Annotated in this window: 18 protein-coding genes; 12 read left to right on the top strand and 6 right to left on the bottom strand. The window is 71.2% G+C overall.

Features of this window, described 5'->3' with window-relative positions; genetic code table 11:
* The first annotated feature begins 1 nt into the window (after position 1).
* The 8 genes from JWR81_RS02395 to JWR81_RS02430 are packed head-to-tail and all read left to right on the top strand — an operon-like array spanning position 2 to position 7,732.
* A complete protein-coding gene (locus JWR81_RS02395) occupies positions 2–886 on the top strand; it encodes a xanthine dehydrogenase family protein subunit M (RefSeq protein ID WP_297646070.1) in 885 nt (294 codons plus the stop codon).
* Entirely contained in the window at positions 883–1,530 is a 648-nt protein-coding gene (locus tag JWR81_RS02400; RefSeq protein WP_297646071.1) for an SRPBCC domain-containing protein, read from the top strand. Before JWR81_RS02395 ends, JWR81_RS02400 begins: the two co-directional genes overlap by 4 nt.
* On the top strand, positions 1,527–2,141 hold the full coding sequence (locus JWR81_RS02405) for a hypothetical protein (protein ID WP_297646073.1): 615 nt from the start codon (positions 1,527–1,529) through the stop codon (positions 2,139–2,141). Before JWR81_RS02400 ends, JWR81_RS02405 begins: the two co-directional genes overlap by 4 nt.
* Entirely contained in the window at positions 2,138–2,914 is a 777-nt protein-coding gene (locus JWR81_RS02410; RefSeq protein ID WP_297646075.1) for an Asp/Glu racemase, read from the top strand. The genes JWR81_RS02405 and JWR81_RS02410 overlap by 4 nt, the downstream gene beginning before the upstream one ends.
* Entirely contained in the window at positions 2,914–3,726 is an 813-nt protein-coding gene (locus JWR81_RS02415; RefSeq protein WP_297646077.1) for an alpha/beta fold hydrolase, read from the top strand. The genes JWR81_RS02410 and JWR81_RS02415 overlap by 1 nt, the downstream gene beginning before the upstream one ends.
* 24 nt (positions 3,727–3,750) lie before the next feature.
* On the top strand, positions 3,751–4,800 hold the full coding sequence (locus tag JWR81_RS02420; RefSeq protein ID WP_297646079.1) for a leucyl aminopeptidase: 1,050 nt from the start codon (positions 3,751–3,753) through the stop codon (positions 4,798–4,800).
* A complete protein-coding gene (locus JWR81_RS02425; protein WP_297646081.1) occupies positions 4,797–5,279 on the top strand; it encodes a (2Fe-2S)-binding protein in 483 nt (160 codons plus the stop codon). The genes JWR81_RS02420 and JWR81_RS02425 overlap by 4 nt, the downstream gene beginning before the upstream one ends.
* 59 nt (positions 5,280–5,338) lie before the next feature.
* Positions 5,339–7,732 carry a xanthine dehydrogenase family protein molybdopterin-binding subunit gene (locus tag JWR81_RS02430; RefSeq protein ID WP_297646083.1) on the top strand — a complete coding sequence of 798 codons (2,394 nt, stop codon included), beginning with the start codon at positions 5,339–5,341 and terminating at the stop codon, positions 7,730–7,732.
* 88 nt (positions 7,733–7,820) lie between these two features.
* Here JWR81_RS02430 and JWR81_RS02435 read toward each other — a convergent pair whose 3' ends face one another.
* From JWR81_RS02435 to JWR81_RS02455, 5 genes are all read right to left on the bottom strand, one after another.
* Positions 7,821–9,164, bottom strand: coding sequence for a hemolysin family protein (locus JWR81_RS02435; protein WP_297646085.1), 1,344 nt, complete (start codon positions 9,162–9,164; stop codon positions 7,821–7,823).
* A gap of 481 nt (positions 9,165–9,645) precedes the next feature.
* Positions 9,646–10,125, bottom strand: coding sequence for a group II truncated hemoglobin (locus JWR81_RS02440; RefSeq protein ID WP_297646087.1), 480 nt, complete (start codon positions 10,123–10,125; stop codon positions 9,646–9,648).
* Between the two features lie 349 nt (positions 10,126–10,474).
* Positions 10,475–10,828 (bottom strand): UBP-type zinc finger domain-containing protein, encoded by a 354-nt coding sequence (locus JWR81_RS02445; RefSeq protein WP_297646089.1) that lies wholly within the window; start codon positions 10,826–10,828, stop codon positions 10,475–10,477.
* A 356-nt stretch (positions 10,829–11,184) separates the two neighbouring features.
* Positions 11,185–12,015 carry an alpha/beta hydrolase gene (locus tag JWR81_RS02450; protein WP_297646091.1) on the bottom strand — a complete coding sequence of 277 codons (831 nt, stop codon included), beginning with the start codon at positions 12,013–12,015 and terminating at the stop codon, positions 11,185–11,187.
* A gap of 428 nt (positions 12,016–12,443) precedes the next feature.
* Entirely contained in the window at positions 12,444–12,788 is a 345-nt protein-coding gene (locus JWR81_RS02455; protein ID WP_297646093.1) for a hypothetical protein, read from the bottom strand.
* Between the two features lie 233 nt (positions 12,789–13,021).
* Here JWR81_RS02455 and JWR81_RS02460 point away from each other — a divergent pair, with 233 nt between their 5' ends.
* The 4 genes from JWR81_RS02460 (at position 13,022) to katG (ending at position 17,323) form a co-directional block, all read left to right on the top strand.
* Positions 13,022–13,420 (top strand): PPOX class F420-dependent oxidoreductase, encoded by a 399-nt coding sequence (locus JWR81_RS02460; RefSeq protein WP_297646094.1) that lies wholly within the window; start codon positions 13,022–13,024, stop codon positions 13,418–13,420.
* A gap of 289 nt (positions 13,421–13,709) precedes the next feature.
* Positions 13,710–14,507: an SDR family NAD(P)-dependent oxidoreductase gene (locus JWR81_RS02465; protein ID WP_297646096.1), complete on the top strand. Its 798-nt coding sequence runs from the start codon at positions 13,710–13,712 to the stop codon at positions 14,505–14,507.
* Between the two features lie 118 nt (positions 14,508–14,625).
* Entirely contained in the window at positions 14,626–15,057 is a 432-nt protein-coding gene (locus JWR81_RS02470) for a Fur family transcriptional regulator (RefSeq protein WP_297646098.1), read from the top strand.
* Positions 15,058–15,121: 64 nt separating this feature from the next.
* Positions 15,122–17,323: a catalase/peroxidase HPI gene (gene katG, locus JWR81_RS02475; protein ID WP_297646108.1), complete on the top strand. Its 2,202-nt coding sequence runs from the start codon at positions 15,122–15,124 to the stop codon at positions 17,321–17,323.
* Positions 17,324–17,390: 67 nt separating this feature from the next.
* On the opposite strand, the gene JWR81_RS02480 is transcribed toward katG, so the two are convergent.
* On the bottom strand, positions 17,391–17,756 hold a 366-nt coding region (locus JWR81_RS02480), incomplete at its 5' end, for a hypothetical protein (RefSeq protein WP_297646100.1).

Below are 17,756 nucleotides of genomic sequence, written 5' to 3' on the forward strand. Positions count from 1 at the left end.
CGTGAAAGCGGCAAGGTTCGTCTACCACCGCGCCACCTCCGCTGCCGAGGCGGTGACCCTGCTCGACGACTACCAGGGCAGCGCCCGGATCCTCGCCGGCGGGCAGAGCCTGCTGCCGATGCTGAACATGCGGCTCTGGCGGCCCGGCGCACTGATCGACATCAATGGGGTCGAGGAGCTCGCGCAGGTCCGTGTCGAGGCCGGCCGCACCGTGCTGGGCGCGCTGGTCCGGTACACGACCATCGAGCGCGACCCGCTGATCGCGCAACGGCTCCCGCTGCTCGCCCGGATCGTCCGGCACATCGGCGACCGCCAGGTCCGCAACCGCGGCACGCTCGGGGGCAGCCTGGTGCAGGCCGATCCGACGGGGGAGATGCCGCTGGCGTGCCTGGTTCTCGGGGCGGTCGTGCGGGCCGTCGGACCGCACGGCAGCCGGGAGATCCCGGTGGCCGAGCTGTACGAGGGGTCCTACGCGACCGTGCTCGACCCGGACGAGCTGGTCACCGAGATCGAGTTCCCGGCCTCGCCGCAGCACATCGCGTTCGCGGAGCGCTGCCGCCGGCACAACGACTTCGCGGTCCTGTCCGTCGCGGCCACCGGCGACCGGGGCTCCGACGGGCGGTGGTCCGGCGTCCGGATCGGACTGGGCGGGGTGGCCGACACCCCGGTCCTGGCCACCGCCGCGGCCGTCTCGCTGGACGGCACCGACCTGTCCGACGCAGCGATCGCGGAGGCGGGCCGACTGGCGCGCGAGGTCATCGACCCGCCGACCGACGTCCGCGCCTCCGCCGAGTACCGCACGCACCTGGTCCCGATCGACGTGGCGCGGGTGCTGGCGCAGCTGCGCACGGCGGGCGCATCCACGAGCAAGGAGAAGACGTCATGAAGCTGCGCGAGGAGTTCGAGGTCCCGGAGTCGATCGGCACCGTCTGGGACTTCTTCGAGCGGCACGACCAGGTGGCGCGGTGCCTGCCCGGCGTCGAGGACGTGACCGTCGTCGACACCGACAATGTGACGGTCCGGGCCACCCAGAGCCTCGGCCCGATGACGGCCACCTTCGACGCGAAGGTCCGCATCACCGACCGGGTCCCGAAGCAGGTCATCCGGTTCACCACCACCGGCAGGAGCGTCCGCGGCGCGGTCGGCAACGTCCGCGCGGACATCGAGGCGCAGCTGCACGAGGGGACCGGCGGCACCCGGATCGTCGTCGACGCCGACATCGCGCTGGCCGGGGCGCTCGGCAGCGTCGGGCAGAAGGTGGTGGCCAAGCAGGCGAGCAAGGTGACCGCCGCGTTCGCACAGAACCTGCAGCGGGCGTTGCAGGGCGAGCAGGCCGGGACGATCCCGGACGGTCGTGCCGCGGTCGGGCAGGCCCGCCCGCCGGCCACCGCGGCCGGCGCGCACCGCGGTGAGCCGCTCCCCCTGCCGGTCGACCGGCGCGTCGACCCCTGGCCGCGCATCGCCGCCGCGTTCGGTGCGGCGTCCGTGCTGCTCAGCGCGGCCGTCCTGGTCCGGGAGCTGCGCCGGTGACTGTCGGACGGACGCCCGTGGCCGGGTGGGCGGCACCGGAGATCGCGCCGGCAACCGACGTGGAGCGCGCCGCGCAGGAATGGATCGCGTCCTACGACCAGGCGTGGCACCTGCTGCGCACCCGGGACTGGGTCGTGCACCTGTGTCCCGACGCGCCGCTGGAGTTGCGCCTCGCCGCGCTCGTGCACGACGTCGAGCGGATGTTCCCCTGCGGTCCGCGACTGGATCTCGACACCCAGGTCTGGGACGATCCCTGGTACCTGTTCGCGCACAGCACCCGCTCGGCGGAGTTCGTCGACGGGTGGCTGCGTGAGCGGTCCGACATCACGGCCGCGCAACGCCACGAGGTCTGCCGGCTGGTCGCGCTGCACGAGGTCGGCGGCCTCCGCGGCGGCGACGACCTGCAGGCCGCCGACTCGCTGTCGTTCCTGGAGACGCTCGCCGACCCGGCCGTGTGGATCGTCTCCGGTGCCGCCTCGGCCGACCGCGCCGAGGCCAAGTTCCGCTACTCCGCCGACCGGATCCGGGTGGCCGCGGCCCACGAGCCCGCGGCCCGGCTGCTCGCGGCGGCCCTGAACGGGTTGCCGGACAAGGAAAGGACCGAGCCATGAGCCGACCCAGTCGTCGCATCGGCCTGATCGTGCCGAGCTCCAACACCACGATGGAGACCGAGATCCCGGAGCTGCTTCGCCGCCACGAGGCAGAGCACGGCACGGGGTTCACGTTCCACTCCAGCCGCGCCCGGCTGCACAACGTCGACGCCGAGTCGCTGGCCAAGATGGTCGACGACAGTGCCCGCTGCGCCGCCGAGGTCGGCGACGCCGAGGTCGACGTGCTCGCCTACGCGTGCCTGGTGGCCGTGATGGCCCAGGGCGTGGGCGCGCACGTCGGGATCGAGGACCGGCTGCGCGGCGCGCTGGCCGGAGGGGCGTCGGCGAGCGCTCCGATGGTCAGCAGCGCGGGCGCTCTGGTGCGCACCCTCGACGCGCTCGGCCTGCGCAAGGTCGCCGTCGTCGCGCCGTACATGCCCGACCTGACGAAGCTGGTCGTCGGCTACATCGAGCACGCCGGGGTCACGGTCGCGGACAGCATCAGCCTGTCGGTGCCGGACAACTGCGCGGTCGGCCGGCTCGACCCGGCCGACCTGCCCGGGCACGTGAGCCGGCTCGACATCGGCGACGTGGACGGCATCGTGCTGTCGGCGTGCGTGCAGATGCCCTCGCTCCCGGCGGTGCAGCAGGTGCAGGACAGCACGGGCCTGCCGGTGATCACCGCCGCGACCGCCACGACCCGGGAGATCCTGCTCGCACTCGGGCTGCCGACCGAGATCCCGGGGGCCGGCGCTGCCCTCGGCGCATCCATAGGGGCAGGGGCGGCACGCTGATGGCCGTCGAGATCATGGGTGAGAGCGTCACCGTCGAGGGCAACGGGCTGCGTCACCACGTGCTGCGCTACGGCGAGCCCGGCGCGCCTGACCTGCTCGTGATCCCGGGCATCACCAGTCCCGCCGCCACGGCCGACTTCCTCGCCGTGTTGTTCACGGACTGGGGCTACCGGGTGCACGTCCCGGACGTGCGCGGCCGCGGCCGGACCGACCGGGCGCCGTCGGGGGGCTACCGGCTCACCGACTACGCCGACGACGTCGCCGCGCTGGTCGACGCCCTCGGGCTGCGCCGACCGGCCGTCCTCGGGCACTCGATGGGCGCCCGGATCGCCGCCGCCTACGCCGTGTGCCACGGCCCGGCCGACCACGCGCCACTGCTGCTGGTCGACCCGCCGACCTCAGGCCCGGACCGCGGCCCGTACCCGACCACCCGCGAGCAGTTCCTCACCCAGCTGCACGAGGCGCAGCGCGGTACCACCGCCGACGAGGTGCGCCGGTTCTACCCGCACTGGCCCGAGCGCGAGCTCGCGCTGCGCGCCGAGGTGCTCGCGAGCTGCGACGAGACCGCCGTCGTCGAGACCCACGCCGCGTTCGAGACCGAGGACTTCTTCCCGCTGTGGCGCAAGGTGACCGCGCCCGCGGTGCTGATCCGCGGCGGGATGAGTCCCGTCGTGCCCGAAGCCGCGGCCGACGATCTCCGCGAGGCCAACCCGGAGATCGACATCGTGACGGTCCCGGACGCCGGCCACATGGTCCCGTGGGACAACCTCCCCGGGTTCCTCGACGCCGTGCGTCCTTACCTGCAGCCCTGAGACGACCCTGCGAGAGGAGCCACCATGGACCAGAGCCTGCTCAACCAGATGTGCCGCCGTCAGCTCGAGCTCAGTGCGGTGCACGAGGGCGAGAGCGTCGTCGTCCTGTCTCAGGGCGCCGAGCGGATGGACTACGCCGACGCCTTCCTGTACGCCGCCCGCAGCCTGGGCGCGAAGGCCTACCACATGCGCCTGCCCGTGCCCGGCGGATCGTCCGGCGCCTGGGCCGTCGGCGAGAGCGAGCTCGCCGACAACCCGGAGGCCGTCGAGGCGCTCAAGCAGGCCGACATGGTCGTCGACCTGGTGTTCCTGCTCTTCAGCGAGGAGCAGTTCGCGGTGCAGCGGGCCGGCACCCGGGTACTCACCACCGTCGAGCCCGCGCCGCTGCTGGCCCGGCTGTTCCCGACCAAGGAGCTGCGCGAGCGCGTCGAGGTCGGTGCCGAGCTGCTGGCCAAAGCCCAGAACATGCGGATCACCAGCCCGCACGGCACCGACGTCACCTACCGGCTGGGCAAGTACCCGACGATGAGCGAGTACGGCTACACAGACCAGCCCGGCCGCTGGGACCACTGGCCCGCGGCGTTCGTCTTCACCGGCGGCCACGACGACGGCGTCGACGGGCAGATCGTCATCGCGCCCGGCGACGTGCTGCTGCCGTTCAACACCTACGCCCAGACCCCGGTCACGCTGACGATCGAGAAGGGCTTCATCACCGACATCCGCGGCGGGCTCGACGCCGAGCTGGTGAAGTCCTACATCGAGAGCTTCGACGACCCGCGCGGCTACGGCATGAGCCACGTCGGCTGGGGTCTCGACGATCGAGCGCAGTGGCACGGGCTCACGCAGTTCCCCGGCGGCATGGGCATGGAGCTGCGCTCGTTCTACGGCAACGTCATGTTCTCGATCGGGCCGAACAACGAGCTCGGCGGCCCGAACGACACGCCCTGCCACTTCGACATCCCGATGCGGGGCAACAGCCTGTTCCTCGACGACGAGCCGGTCGTGCTCGACGGGGACGTGGCGGTGGACGAGATGCGCCCGGCCACCGGCCGGTTCGCGAAGGGAGCCCAGTGACCGAGCCCGAGGTCGAGATCACCACGACCGTCAACGGCGAGGAGATCGACGCCGTCGTGCCGGCCCGGCTGCACGCCGCCGACTTCCTGCGCCACCGGCTGGGACTGACCGGCACCCACGTGGGGTGTGAGCAGGGCGTCTGCGGGATGTGCACAGTGATCGTCGACGGCGCCGCGGTGAAGTCCTGCCTGATGCTCGCCGCTCAGCTGGACGGCGCCGAGGTGCGCACCGTCGAGTCGCTCGCGACCGACGACGACCTCAACCCCCTGCAGCGGGCCTTCGCCGAGGAGCACGGGCTGCAGTGCGGTTTCTGCACGCCCGGGATGCTGATGACGGCGACGGCGCTCACCGAGCGGGGGACACCGCTGGACGCGGACGGGATCCGGGAGGAGATGGCCGGGGTGCTCTGCCGGTGCACCGGTTACGAGGGCATCGTCCGCGCGATCGAGGGCCACCTTGCGAAGGGCGGTGCGGCATGACGTCGACGGTCGAGAACACGCAGACGCCCGTCAGGTCCCCTGAGCACGAGGCGCCGGCGGTGACCGAGGCGCCGGCGATGCCGATCGGCATCAGCGTGCCCCGCAAGGAGGACCAACGGCTGCTGCGCGGGGACGGGCAGTTCACCGACGACGTGGCGCCCGCGTACCTGCTGGAGATGGCGGTAGGACGCTGCCCGTACCCGCACGCCCGGATCCTCTCGATCGACACCTCGGCCGCCGAACAGGTCGACGGGGTGCGCCAGATCCTGGTGGGATCCGACGTACTGGCCCGCAGCGAGCCGCTGACGGTGCTGCGCCCGGTGCCCGGCGCGCCGAAGCTGCCCTACTACGCGCTCGCCCAGGACGTGGCGGCGCACGAGGGACAACCGGTCGTCAGCGTCGTCGCCACCTCGCGGCACATCGCCGAGGACGCCCTCGACCTGATCGACATCGCCTACGAACCGATCCCGCACGTCACGGACACGACCGCGGCTCTCGGGCCGGACGCGCCGGTGATCCACCCCGGACAGCTGGACTCCAACCTGCTGGTGTCGAACCCCGAGGGCGCCGGCGATTCGCAGGCCCGGTTGGCCGAGGCCGACGTCGTGGTGGCCGACCGGTTCCACATCAACCGGGTCACCGGGCTGCCCATGGAGCCGCGCGCCGTCGTCGCGCAGTGGCGGCCGGGCGCCCGCGAGCTCGTCGTGCACTCCTCGACCCAGGTCCCGCACCTGGTGCGCAAGCAGCTCGCCGAGGTGCTGCGCATCGACGAGTCGTCGGTCAAGGTCAGAGCGTCCGACGTCGGCGGTGGCTTCGGGCTCAAGCTCGGGATCTATCCCGAGGACGTGCTCGCCGCGCTGCACGCGATGGCGCTGCGCAAGCCGGTCAAGTGGGTGGAGGACCGGATGGAGCACTTCCGGGCGACCACCCACGCCCGCGAGGCGGTGCACGACTTCACGATCGGCGCCACCGCCGACGGGCGCATCACCGCGATGACGGACACCTACGCGACCGACCTGGGCGCGTGGAACTCGGGCTTCGGCTCGGCGCAGCTGTCCAGTGTGGTCTTCACCGGGCCGTACCGGGTCACCGAGGGGCACGTCGAGCGCCGCGTCACGGTGACGAACAAGACGCCGATCGGCGCGTACCGCGGTTACGGCCAGCCCGAGGTCAACTTCCCCCTCGAGCGCCTGATCGACAGGCTCGCCCGCCGGCTGGGCATGGACCCGCTGGAGCTGCGCGAGAGGAACATGCTCCGCCCCGACGAGCTGCCCTGGAAGGCGGTCAGCGGCGCGGTCTACGACAGCGGCGACTACCTGCGCTGCCTGCACATGGCCGCCGACGCCGTCGACTACGCGGGTCTGCGCCGGGCGGGGCGCGGCCCGCGCCCGGACGGCCGGCTGGTCGGTGTGGGGCTGTCCTCGTTCGTGGAGCGCACCGGGTACGCGAGCGCCCGCTTCCTCGCCCGGCGCGGATCGCAGTTCGGCGCGCACGAGTCGGTGACGTTGCGCGCCAACCGCTCCGGCGGTGTCGACATGTATACCGGGGTGTCCTCGATCGGGCAGAGCAGCGAGACGGCGTTCGCACAGGTGGTCGCGGCGGTACTCGGCATCGGCTACCGCGCGGTCCGGGTGCACGCGGGGGACACCAGCGACTCGCCGTTGAACACCGGCGCGTTCGCCTCCCGCACGATGATCGCCGCGGCGGGGGCGCTCAAGGAGGCGAGCGAGCGCTTCCGGGAGAAGACGCTGCGCATCGCGGCGTTCCGCCTCGAGACCGATCCGGCCGAGCTCGACGTCGTCGACGACGCGGTGGTGCACCGGGCCGACCCCGTGCTGCGGCTCCCGCTCGCGGAGGTCTTCTCGATCGCGATCACGGGCCAGGGCCTGCCGGCCGGCGAGGAGCCGGGCCTGGAGACGACCGCGCACTTCGAACCGCCGGACGCGGCATACTCGTTCGGCACCGCGGCGGCTGTCGTGTCCGTCGACCCGGACACCGGGGACTTCGACATCGAGCGGTTCGTGCTCGTCCACGACTGCGGCGTCCCGGTGCACCCGAAGATCGTCGAGGGGCAGGTGCGCGGCGGGCTGGTGCAGGGCTTCGGCGCGGCGTTGGGGGAGGAGCTGCTCTACGACCCCGACACCGGCCAGCTCGTCAACGGCAGCATGCTGGACTACTTCGCGCCCACGGCAGCCGACGTCCCGCCGATCGAGCTCCTGCACACCGAGGTGCCCTCGCCGGTCACGACGTTCGGTCTGCGCGGGGTGGGGGAGGTCGGAACGATCCCTCCCGGTGCCGCGGTCGCCAACGCGATCTGCGACGCGCTCGCCGACCTCGGCGTGGAGATCACGTGCCTACCGCTCACGCCGGAGCGTGTGTGGCGGGCGATCCACCGGGCCCGCGTGCAGACGAGGGAGACCACCGCTCCCGAGCACGGCCGAGCCGCCCGGTAGAGGATCCCGTGCGGGAGGACGTGGCGTCGACCGCGAGGTCGCGTCGACCGTCTGACCCGCCACGGGAAGAGGTTCGGTCAGCGCATCTTCACGTCTGGCGGGGTCCGGTGTCGGAGCTGCCGGGCGGGGTGCCTCGGGGATCGGCGTCGTCGCGCAGCGGAGTCACTCGGATTCGGGAGGCGCGTCGGCCGTCCAGCTCCGTGATGGTGAATCGGTGTCGCAGGGCTGTCACGTTGTCGCCGACTGCGGGGGTGTGGCTGAGGTGGTCGCCGACGAATCCGGCGAGGGTGTTGTAGTGGCCTTCCGGGAGCTCGATCCCGGTGAGCTCGTGGAGATCGTCGCGGTGCAGCAGACCGTCGAGCTCCATGCTGCCGTCCTCGAGTGCCCTCGGGGGCTGTGGGCGGGGGTCGTACTCGTCCTGGATGTCCCCGACGAGTTCCTCGATGAGGTCCTCGAGGGTCACGATCCCGGCGGTGCCGCCGTACTCATCGACGATGATCGCCAGGTGCCCGTTCCGGCGCATCTGGGCGAGCGCCTGCACGAGGGGGAGGTTGGCCGGGAGCAACGGTGCCTCTCGGGCCAGCTCGACCACCGTCTGCGGGGTGTCCAGGCCGTGGGCGTGGCGGTGCGCGGCGGTCAGGACGTCGCGCACGTGCACCACGCCCTTGACGTCGTCGGGTGACGCGCCGATGACGGGGTAGCGCGAGTGCGGTCGTTCGGTGACGTACTCCGCCGCGTCGTGGATCGGCATCGGACCGGGCAGGAAGTCCACCTCGGTGCGGGGGATCATCACCTCCTGCACGACGCGGTCGGTGGCGGTGAACACGTCGGTCAGCACCCGTCGTTCCTCCCGGGTGAGTTCCTCGTTGCTGCCGACCAGGTCGCGCAATTCCTGCTCGCTGACCGCTTTGGTCTTCGTGTGGGGGTCGATGCCGAGCAGGCGGACGACGGTGTCGGTGGACACGGAGAGGAGCCAGATGACCGGCCGGAAGATCCGGGCGATCCGGTCGAGCACCGGGGCGACGAGGAGGGCCACCGCCTCGGGGCGTTGCATCGCCAGCCGTTTGGGGACCAGCTCGCCCAGCACCAGCGAGATGTAGGAGACGACGATCGTGACCAGGACCAGCGCGAGGGTGGTGGCGATGTCCTGTGCCAACCCGTGGTCGACGAGCACGCGCTGGAGCTGGACCGCGAGTGTCGCCCCGCCGTAGCTGGCGGCGAAGAAGCCCGCGACGGTCACGCCGATCTGGCCCGCGGACAGGAACCGGCTGGGGTCCTCCCGCAGCCGCGCCAGAGCGCACCCGCGTCTGCCCCGCTCGGCCAGCCGGCGAACCTGCGCGTCGCGCAGGGACACCAGCGCGATCTCCGCGGCCGAGAAGAAGCCGCCGATCAGGATGAACAACAGGATCAGGAACGCGTTGACGAACGTCACGGTTCACGTCCTCCCCCGGGTTCGCTGGACGACACTCTCGCTGAGCTCGGCCGAAGCATGGCTGGCCTGGTCGAAGCCGGCGATGGCATAGCGAGCACGGTGGCCGTGGCCATCAGCGAGGAGAGCGCCCGCAGCCCCATCAGAATCGTCCGGGTCCACGCTGAGGTCCTGCCTTCCGGCTGCACCGCTGCCCACGGCAGCATGCAGCCCTTTCTCCGGCCGATGGCATTTCCACCGTCAGGGTGCTCCCCCTGAGTGCAGATGGGCTGGACCCGGGAGCGTGAAGCGCGCCGGGGGGGTTGGACACGGCGTAGCGACGTGAACGCCTGATCACGGGTCCCGTGTGGGACGGCCGGGGTCATCAGGTGGAGGCGCGTTGGACCTTGCGCGTCCGCCGGTAGCCGTTCCTCGACGTGACCGAAGGCAGGCGCTGGTGGATCACGGTCTGGTGTCCCCTGCGGTCGTGGTCGGCATCCTTGTGTCAGGGCTGGTAGGGCGGGGCGACTCCCCATCCCCAACGCGGGACCGGTGCGTGTGGGGGAGGGGTCGAGTCCGGTTGGGAGTTGGCCATGGCAAGGCGAGTGCCCCATTCGAGATAGCTGATCAGGGCGGCGCGGAATTCGGAATCGGCAGGCAGGTCCGCGTCGTCGGCGGCTCGGCTCATGGTGGTGGCGAACCGGAGCCGTTGTTCGGCTGTGATGGCCAGGCCGCGGTGGTGGGCGAGCATGCGTTCGTAGCCGCCGAGCTGAAGGGTGTAGTCGGCGGGGCCGCCGAGGACTTCGGTCCACCAGAGGCTGACGTGGTGGCGGTGTTCATCGCTGACCCCGCCCGGGAAGAACGGGCTGAGCAGGTCGTCGGTCTCGACCCGGTCGTAGAAGGCGTCGATGAGTCGCCGGATCGCCGCCGGGCCGCCCGCCCAGGCGATCAGGGTCGGTACGTCGTCGCTCGGAGTGTCCGTCACTGGTCGCCCTTCGTCGTCGCGGTGGGGTCGCTTACACCATTACACGCTATTCGGTTTGTCACCTGGTTACCCGAAGCGTGCAGGAGGATGCCCTGGGCTCGAGACCCCTTCATCCACACCGTGCCGACGATGCGGTCGCACGGCGGATCGCGGGCCGCCGGCCGGTCAGCTCGCCGGCTGTGGAGGCTCTGCGACACCGGGCGACGAACCCGTCGCCCCGAGCAGCTCCACCCGCGCGGCGACGACCGCAATGCCGATACAGCCACCGGACCCCGCCACAGAACGCCAGAGTGCCGCTCGGCGCGTCGTGGATGCGGGCCGCGCCGGTGGTCGGGGCTGTTTCAGCTGATCATCGGTGGAGGTGGTACTGCCAGTCAGCGGGTACACGGCCGGCTGGCCCGGGCACTGGCTGGTCGAGCGGGTGATGCTCGGGCGGCGCCAGCGGCGGGCCTGCGAACGCCTGTGCGCTGGGGTAGTCCCAGAACCAGTCCTCCCCGGGTTCGTAACTGCGGATTACCGGGTGCCCCGTGGTGGCGTTGTGCCCGGTGGCGTGCTGGGAGGGTGAGGTATCGCAGCAGCCGATGTGGCCGCACAGCGCGCAGCGGCGCAGGTGTAACCACCACCCGCCGGTCTGGTCGCACTCGAGGCAACCGGGACCGCTCGGGGGCACGGTCGGGTCGATGCCGATCAGGAACTGGGTCATGGCGCCTCCTCGTTCGTCGCGGGGTGCCTTGGCGCCCCTGGGAGTGGATGTCACCGGGCGCGGGCTCCAAACGCGGATGGTGGATGTTTCGCCTGCCGGGTTGTCTCGCCGGTGCTGGTCTCGCAACGCGGGGCCGGGGAGTCCCAGGACCGCATGGTCTTCCCGCGACCGGGCGAGAAGTTCGAGATCCCAGGCGTCTCGGTCGGCTCCGAGCCGCCTCGTGCCACAGCCCGATCGGTGTGTCGTCCACAGTTTGCTAGCCTCGATCTTCCTGGAGACTCCGGTCGGTCAGGCGGTGACCCGTACGAGCGCGGGAGTAGGAACCCGTTTCCGAGGCCGCAGGGCGCAGTTCGGGATCAACGGCGTCGGTCGACGGTGGCGTGGTGGCCCTCGACGAGGGCGGTGAACAGGTCGGGTTCCTCGAGGTTGGTGAGATGTCCTGACCGGGGGAGCACCGCGAGCCCGGCGTCGGGCAACGTGCGGCGCAGCATCAGGTTCGCCTGGATGGCCTCGTGGTCCTCGTCCCCGACGAGGAGCAACGTCGGGACGGACATGGCAGTGAGCACGCCTTCGAGGGCGTAGAGCGACGGCCTCGCAGCCTGGACGCCCCGCATCGTCAGGGCTGCTCCGACCGGGTCGTGCTCGGCGAGGATGCGCAGGTGCTCGGCGTAGGCGGCAGGGTTCTTGAGCTGGAGCTGCTGTCGGGCGGGGCGGCTGCCGTAGGATGCGGCAACCGACTCGGCTCCTTTCCTGTCGTACTCGTCGGCGATGGCGAGCGCGTCGGCACGGAACGCGTCGGCCTGCTCGGAGTGGGCGCCGTACCCGCAGCCTGCGACCACGAGTGATCGCACCCGGCCAGGGTGCGAGAGGCCCAGGTGAAGGGCGGCGAATCCGCCCATCGAGTTGCCGACGACGTCGGCGAGCCGCACCCCGGCGGCGTCCATGACCGCGATCGCGTCCGCCACCGCGCGTTGTTGGGAGTAGGCGGCGGGATCGGTCGGAACGTCGGAGGACGGATAGCCGCGGGCGTCGTAGGTGATGCAGCGGTACCGATCGCTGAGACGCTCGACCTGCGGTGCCCAGGAGCGGTGGTCGCCACCGAACTCGTGGATGAACAGGATCGGGGCCCCTCGGCCGGTCTCCTCCCAGTGCAGGCGGACTTCGTCGTCGGTGGTCGTGGACGGCATCGTCGGTTGTCCTTCTGGTGGCTGGTCGGGGTCGCCGATCTCGGACGGCGAAACGGGCGCCGGATCGTCGCCCGCGACGTCGGTGGTGGATCCGTTGACCGTTGCAGGATCGGGAGGGTGCGGCTGCGGAGGTGGGGCGGTCACGATCACCGGCTGCCCGCACCGCCGCGATAGGGGAGCGGCTCGCCGATCCCGCGTTCACCACGTCGACGGCTGCGACCCGGGCGTCCTGGAGCGCGGGTCGCAGTGCCGCGGGCACCTCGTAGGTGGCGGAATCCACTGCTCCGGCTGTGTGGCCGGTGCGCTCGGAGAAGACGGATTCGCACGGAGTCGAGTGGCCGGCTGGTGGGCGAGGAACGCGCCGCCTACCAGCCGGAAGAGCCGCTCGCGGCGCGCGACTCCGGATCGGCGCCGGGATGGTCGACGGGTCACAGACCCGGGGGCGCGTCGTCTGCCCCAGCACGCTGAACGGCGAGCGGTGCCCCCGCCAGGTCTTCTTCGTTGCAGAGAAGCTTCACCTCGTAGTACGGGGCGCCGGCGCTGTCGTCGTAGTCCAGATGGACGGCGATCACGTCGAGAGGCTCGCCCAACCACTGCTGCGCCGCACGTAGCCAGGCGGCGGACCGCTCGAGGGCGGTGGGCAGGTCGTCGTCGCGGAACTGCACCGGGCGGTAGGGGACCTGCTGGACCTCGTCGTGGGCGTTCTCGGGCCGAGGGAGGTCCGTGGCCAGCCCCGAGTCGTCCAACGTCAGCTGCACAGTCTGCTCACTCACCCGAACAGATTGACTCGGCAGACCCAAGCGAGCAAGCCCGACGCGCACCGGAACAACGGACAGCCTGCCCGCAGGCAGAAAGCCGCGAGGCCGGCCTCAGGCGCGGATCCCTCCCTGAAGAGGTGGTGCGACGAACAACCGTGAGACCCGCCCAGCGGCTCGAGTGGTACGCCGGTGACCGCGGTGACCGGAGGCGCTCTGGCCGGCCTGTGATGTTGCACGCCAGGTGCACAATGGGCGGCGTGAACAAGATCCCCGAAGGTTACGAGGACTTATTGATCCAGCCGAACCTCGGCCACCTGGCAACCGTCCGGCCGGACGGCGACCCGGCGGTGACCCCGATGTGGTTCTCCTGGGACGGGGAGCTGCTCCGCTTCACGCATACCACCCGCCGGGCGAAGCTGCGCAACATCGAGAGCAACCCGCACGTCGCGCTGTCGGTGCCGGACCCGGAGCAGCCCTACCGCTACCTGCAGGCGCGCGGCGTGGTGGAGAGCGTCACTCCCGACCCGACCGGGGCCTTCTACGTCGAGCTCGCCCACCGCTACGGACAGTCGAACGCGGCTCCGCCGCCGGACGCGCCGGATCGCGTGGTCATCGCGGTTCGTCCGTTCGCTTACTCCAAGCAGTAATCGCCCGGGCGCTGCCCGTCCGGCGCTTCCCGGGGAGGAATCGGAAGGCACGGGGCCCTACGCCGCGAGCCTCGCCCACCGTCCGAGATGCGACTCATCGAGGCCAGTCGCTGTGTTCGTTGTCCGGTCCGGCGGAGGCCGGCGCGCTCGTTGTGGCGCAGGGTGTGCCCGCTGACCCCGGTGCGGCGAGCGGCCTCGATGTTCAGGGCCGCCTGAGGATCGGAGCGAGCGGGCCCGGTACCCGCCGTGGCTTGACTTCGAGCATGCTCTCGACCGTAGCGTCGTGGTCATGAGTGCTTCAGAGCTGTCGACGGCGCAACTGAGCGGCACCCGTGTCCTGGTGACCGGCGGCACGAGCGGTCTGGGCCGGGCGATGGCTCAAGCGCTCGTGCAGGCGGGCGCCCGGGTTGCGCTGACCAGCCGCGACGGGGAACGGGCGCAGGCCACCGCCGCGGAGCTGGGCGCAGGGGCCGTGGGAATCGAGCTCGACGTCCGCGACCCCACCTCGGTGTCGGCGGCGGTCGACGGCGTCTACGGGATGTTGGAGGGCCTGGACGTGCTGGTCAACAACGCCGGGATCGGGATGCGGACGGTCAACCCGCGGTTCATGACCGAGCCGCAGCCGTTCTGGGAGGTGGCGCCCGCCGGCTTCGGCGACGTGCTGGAGACCAAGGCGACCGGGACGTTCCTGGTCGCCAGGGAGGTGGTGCCGCGGATGCTGAGCGCCGGCGGCGGACGGATCGTCACGATCTCGATGAACGAGCAGACGATGACCCGCCGCGGCTTCATCCCCTACGGTCCCTCCGGCGCCGCGGTGGAGGCGCTGGCCCGGGTGATGGCCGCCGACCTGGCCGACACGCCGGTCACCGCCAACATCCTGCTTCCCGGTGGGGCGACCGCCACTGGGATGGTCCCTGCCGAGATGGTGGAGGAGCTCCGGGACAACCTGCTCGACCCGTCGATCATGGGGCCGCCGATCGTCTGGCTGGCTTCCCCGGATGCCGCCGGAGTCCACGACGAGCGGATCACCGCTCGCGACTTCGCGGAGTGGCTGGCGGCTCGCGAGAAAGGAACCCGTGAGGGTTGAACCCCGTGCCTTCGGCAGCCAGGCCGGCCACGTTGTCGTGCTCTCCCCGGCCGGACATGAGTCGAGGACCGACACCTGATTCTTGATTGATTCCAGAAACTACGCCACACTCCGGGGCGTGCCAACGACCTCGGACTTCGAGCGCATGTTGCGCGGGGTCGCCCTGCGTGTGACGCGTCCTCGGATAGCGGTGCTGTCCGCGGTGCACGACCATCCGCACGCCGACACGGACTCGCTCATCGGTGTCGTGCGTGAGGATCTCGGCGAGGTGTCCCACCAGGCCGTCTACGACGTGCTGCGCGCGCTGACCACTGCCGGTCTGGTGCGGCGCATCCAGCCGAAGGGCTCCCTGGCGCGCTACGAGGCGCGGGTCGGCGACAACCACCACCACGTCGTGTGCCGGTCGTGCGGTGCCATCGCCGACGTCGACTGCGCCGTCGGCGCCACACCCTGTTTGACCGCGTCGGACGACCACGGCTTCGCGATCGACGAGGCCGAGGTCGTCTACTGGGGCCTGTGCCCCGGCTGCTCCACCGCACACCCGTCCTGACCACCACCCTTTCGAGCCAGGAGGACCACCCGTGTCCGAGAGTCACACCACCGTCGAGACGAAGATGAACACGGAGGAAGCCGGCGGCTGTCCGGTCCACGCCGGACGCCTCGGCCACCCCACCGAGGGTGCCGGCAACACCGACTGGTGGCCGAACCAGCTCAACCTGAAGATCCTCCGCAAGCACTCGGCCGTGGCCAACCCCATGGACGCCGACTTCGACTACGCCGCGGAGTTCGCGACCGTCGACCTGGACGAGCTGGCCGGCGACGTCGACGCGGTGCTGACGGACTCGCAGGACTGGTGGCCGGCCGACTTCGGCAACTACGGCCCGTTCATGATCCGCATGGCGTGGCACAGCGCCGGCACGTACCGCGTCGAGGACGGCCGCGGGGGTGCGGGAGCCGGCATGCAGCGCTTCGCGCCGCTGAACAGCTGGCCGGACAACGGGAACCTCGACAAGGCCCGCCGGCTGCTGTGGCCGGTGAAGAAGAAGTGGGGCCGCAAGATCTCGTGGGCCGACCTGATGATCTTCACGGGCAACCGTGCCCTGGAGACGATGGGCTTCACGACCTTCGGCTTCGCCGGCGGTCGCGCCGACGTCTGGGAGCCGGACGAGGACGTCTACTGGGGCCCCGAGCGCACCTGGCTGGGCGACGAGCGCTACACCGGTGACCGGGAGCTCGAGAAGCCGCTCGGCGCCGTCCAGATGGGCCTGATCTACGTCAACCCGGAGGGCCCGAACGGCAACCCGGACCCGCTGGCCTCGGCCCGCGACATCCGCGAGACGTTCGGCCGGATGGCGATGGACGACGAGGAGACCGTCGCGCTGATCGCCGGTGGGCACACCTTCGGCAAGACCCACGGTGCGGCCGACCCGGACCGGTACGTCGGCGCGGAGCCCGAGGGCGCCTCCCTCGAGGAGCAGGGCCTCGGCTGGAAGCAGAGCTTCGGCACCGGCAAGGGCCGGGACGTGATCACCAGCGGTCTCGAGGTCACCTGGACCTCCACGCCGACGCAGTGGAGCAACGGGTTCTTCGACAACCTGTTCGGCTACGAGTGGGAGCTGACCAAGAGCCCCGCCGGGGCCTACCAGTGGAAGCCGAAGGACGGCGCGGGCGCCGACACCGTGCCGGACCCCCAGGACGGCACGCTGAACCGCACTCCGACGATGCTGACCTCGGACCTCGCGCTGCGGGTCGACCCGGTCTACGAGCAGATCTCGCGCCGCTTCCACGAGAACCCGGACCAGTTCGCGGACGCGTTCGCCCGGGCCTGGTACAAGCTGACGCACCGTGACATGGGCCCGATCCAGCGCTACCTCGGGCCGCTGGTCCCGCAGGAGGAGCTGCTCTGGCAGGACCCGGTCCCGGCCGTCGACCACGAGCTGGTCGACTCCGCGGACGTCGCCGCGCTCAAGCAGAAGATCCTGGACTCGGGCCTGACGGTCTCCCAGCTCGTCTTCACCGCGTGGGCGGCGGCCGCGTCGTTCCGCATCAGCGACAAGCGCGGCGGGGCGAACGGCGGCCGCATCCGCCTCGAGCCGCAGCGCGGCTGGGAGGCCAACGACCCCGACCAGCTGGCCCAGGTCATCCGCACGCTGGAGGGCATCCAGTCCGACTTCAACGGCTCGGCGACCGGCGGCAAGAAGGTCTCGTTCGCCGACCTCGTCGTGCTCGGCGGCGTCGCCGCGGTCGAGAAGGCCGCGAAGGACGCCGGACACGCCGTTGAGGTGCCGTTCACCCCCGGTCGGACGGACGCGACGCAGGAGCAGACCGACGTCGAGTCGTTCGCACACCTGGAGCCGATGGCCGACGGGTTCCGCAACTACCGCGGCAAGGGGCAGCGCCTGCCGGGCGAGTACCTGCTGGTCGACCGCGCGAACCTGCTGAACCTGAGCGCGCCGGAGATGGCCGTCCTGGTGGGCGGCCTGCGCGTGCTGGGCGCTAACACCGGACAGTCCACGGCGGGTGTGCTCACCGACAAGCCGGGCACGCTGACCAACGACTTCTTCGCGAATCTGCTCGACATGGGCATCGAGTGGAAGTCGGTGGCCGGTGACGACGACGCCTTCGAGGCCCGCGACCGCGCCAGCGGCGCGGTGACGTGGACCGGCAGCCGCGTCGACCTCGTCTTCGGCTCGAACTCCGAGCTGCGGGCCGTTGCGGAGGTCTACGCGAGCGACGACGCGCGGGAGAAGTTCGTGCGCGACTTCGTGGCCGCGTGGGACAAGGTCATGAACCTCGACCGGTACGACATCGCCTGATCCCGATGTCCAGGCCGGCCGCTCGGCGGCCGGCCTGGACACCCTCGGCCGGGTGTTCCGTCCCCTTTCATCCAGTCACCGCCGTTCCACCGCGCCGCCACCGTGACGGCCCGGCACGGCGGACCTGGATGGACACGCTCGTCTCGACCGGGATCGTCGCCGCCACCACCACCGGCTGCTCGGTGTGCGCGATGTTCGCCGGACCCGTCGCCGCGGCGGGACAGACGATGACGGTCCCGTGCAGCGCCTCGTCGAGCTCCACGAAAGTCGCCCACTCCTGGAGAAGGTTGACGAACTCCGGAGTGTTGCCGACCGCCCGGTACTCCTCGATGTCGGTCACCTCGATGACCTCCAGGTACTGCACGGAGGGCGTGCCGGTTCCGTCCAGGGTGCCCTCGATGCGGGTGACGTCGTAACTGCGGATCGCCGAGCT

Origin of the sequence: Pseudonocardia sp. (assembly GCF_025965585.1) — a bacterium.
Classification (GTDB): domain Bacteria; phylum Actinomycetota; class Actinomycetes; order Mycobacteriales; family Pseudonocardiaceae; genus Pseudonocardia.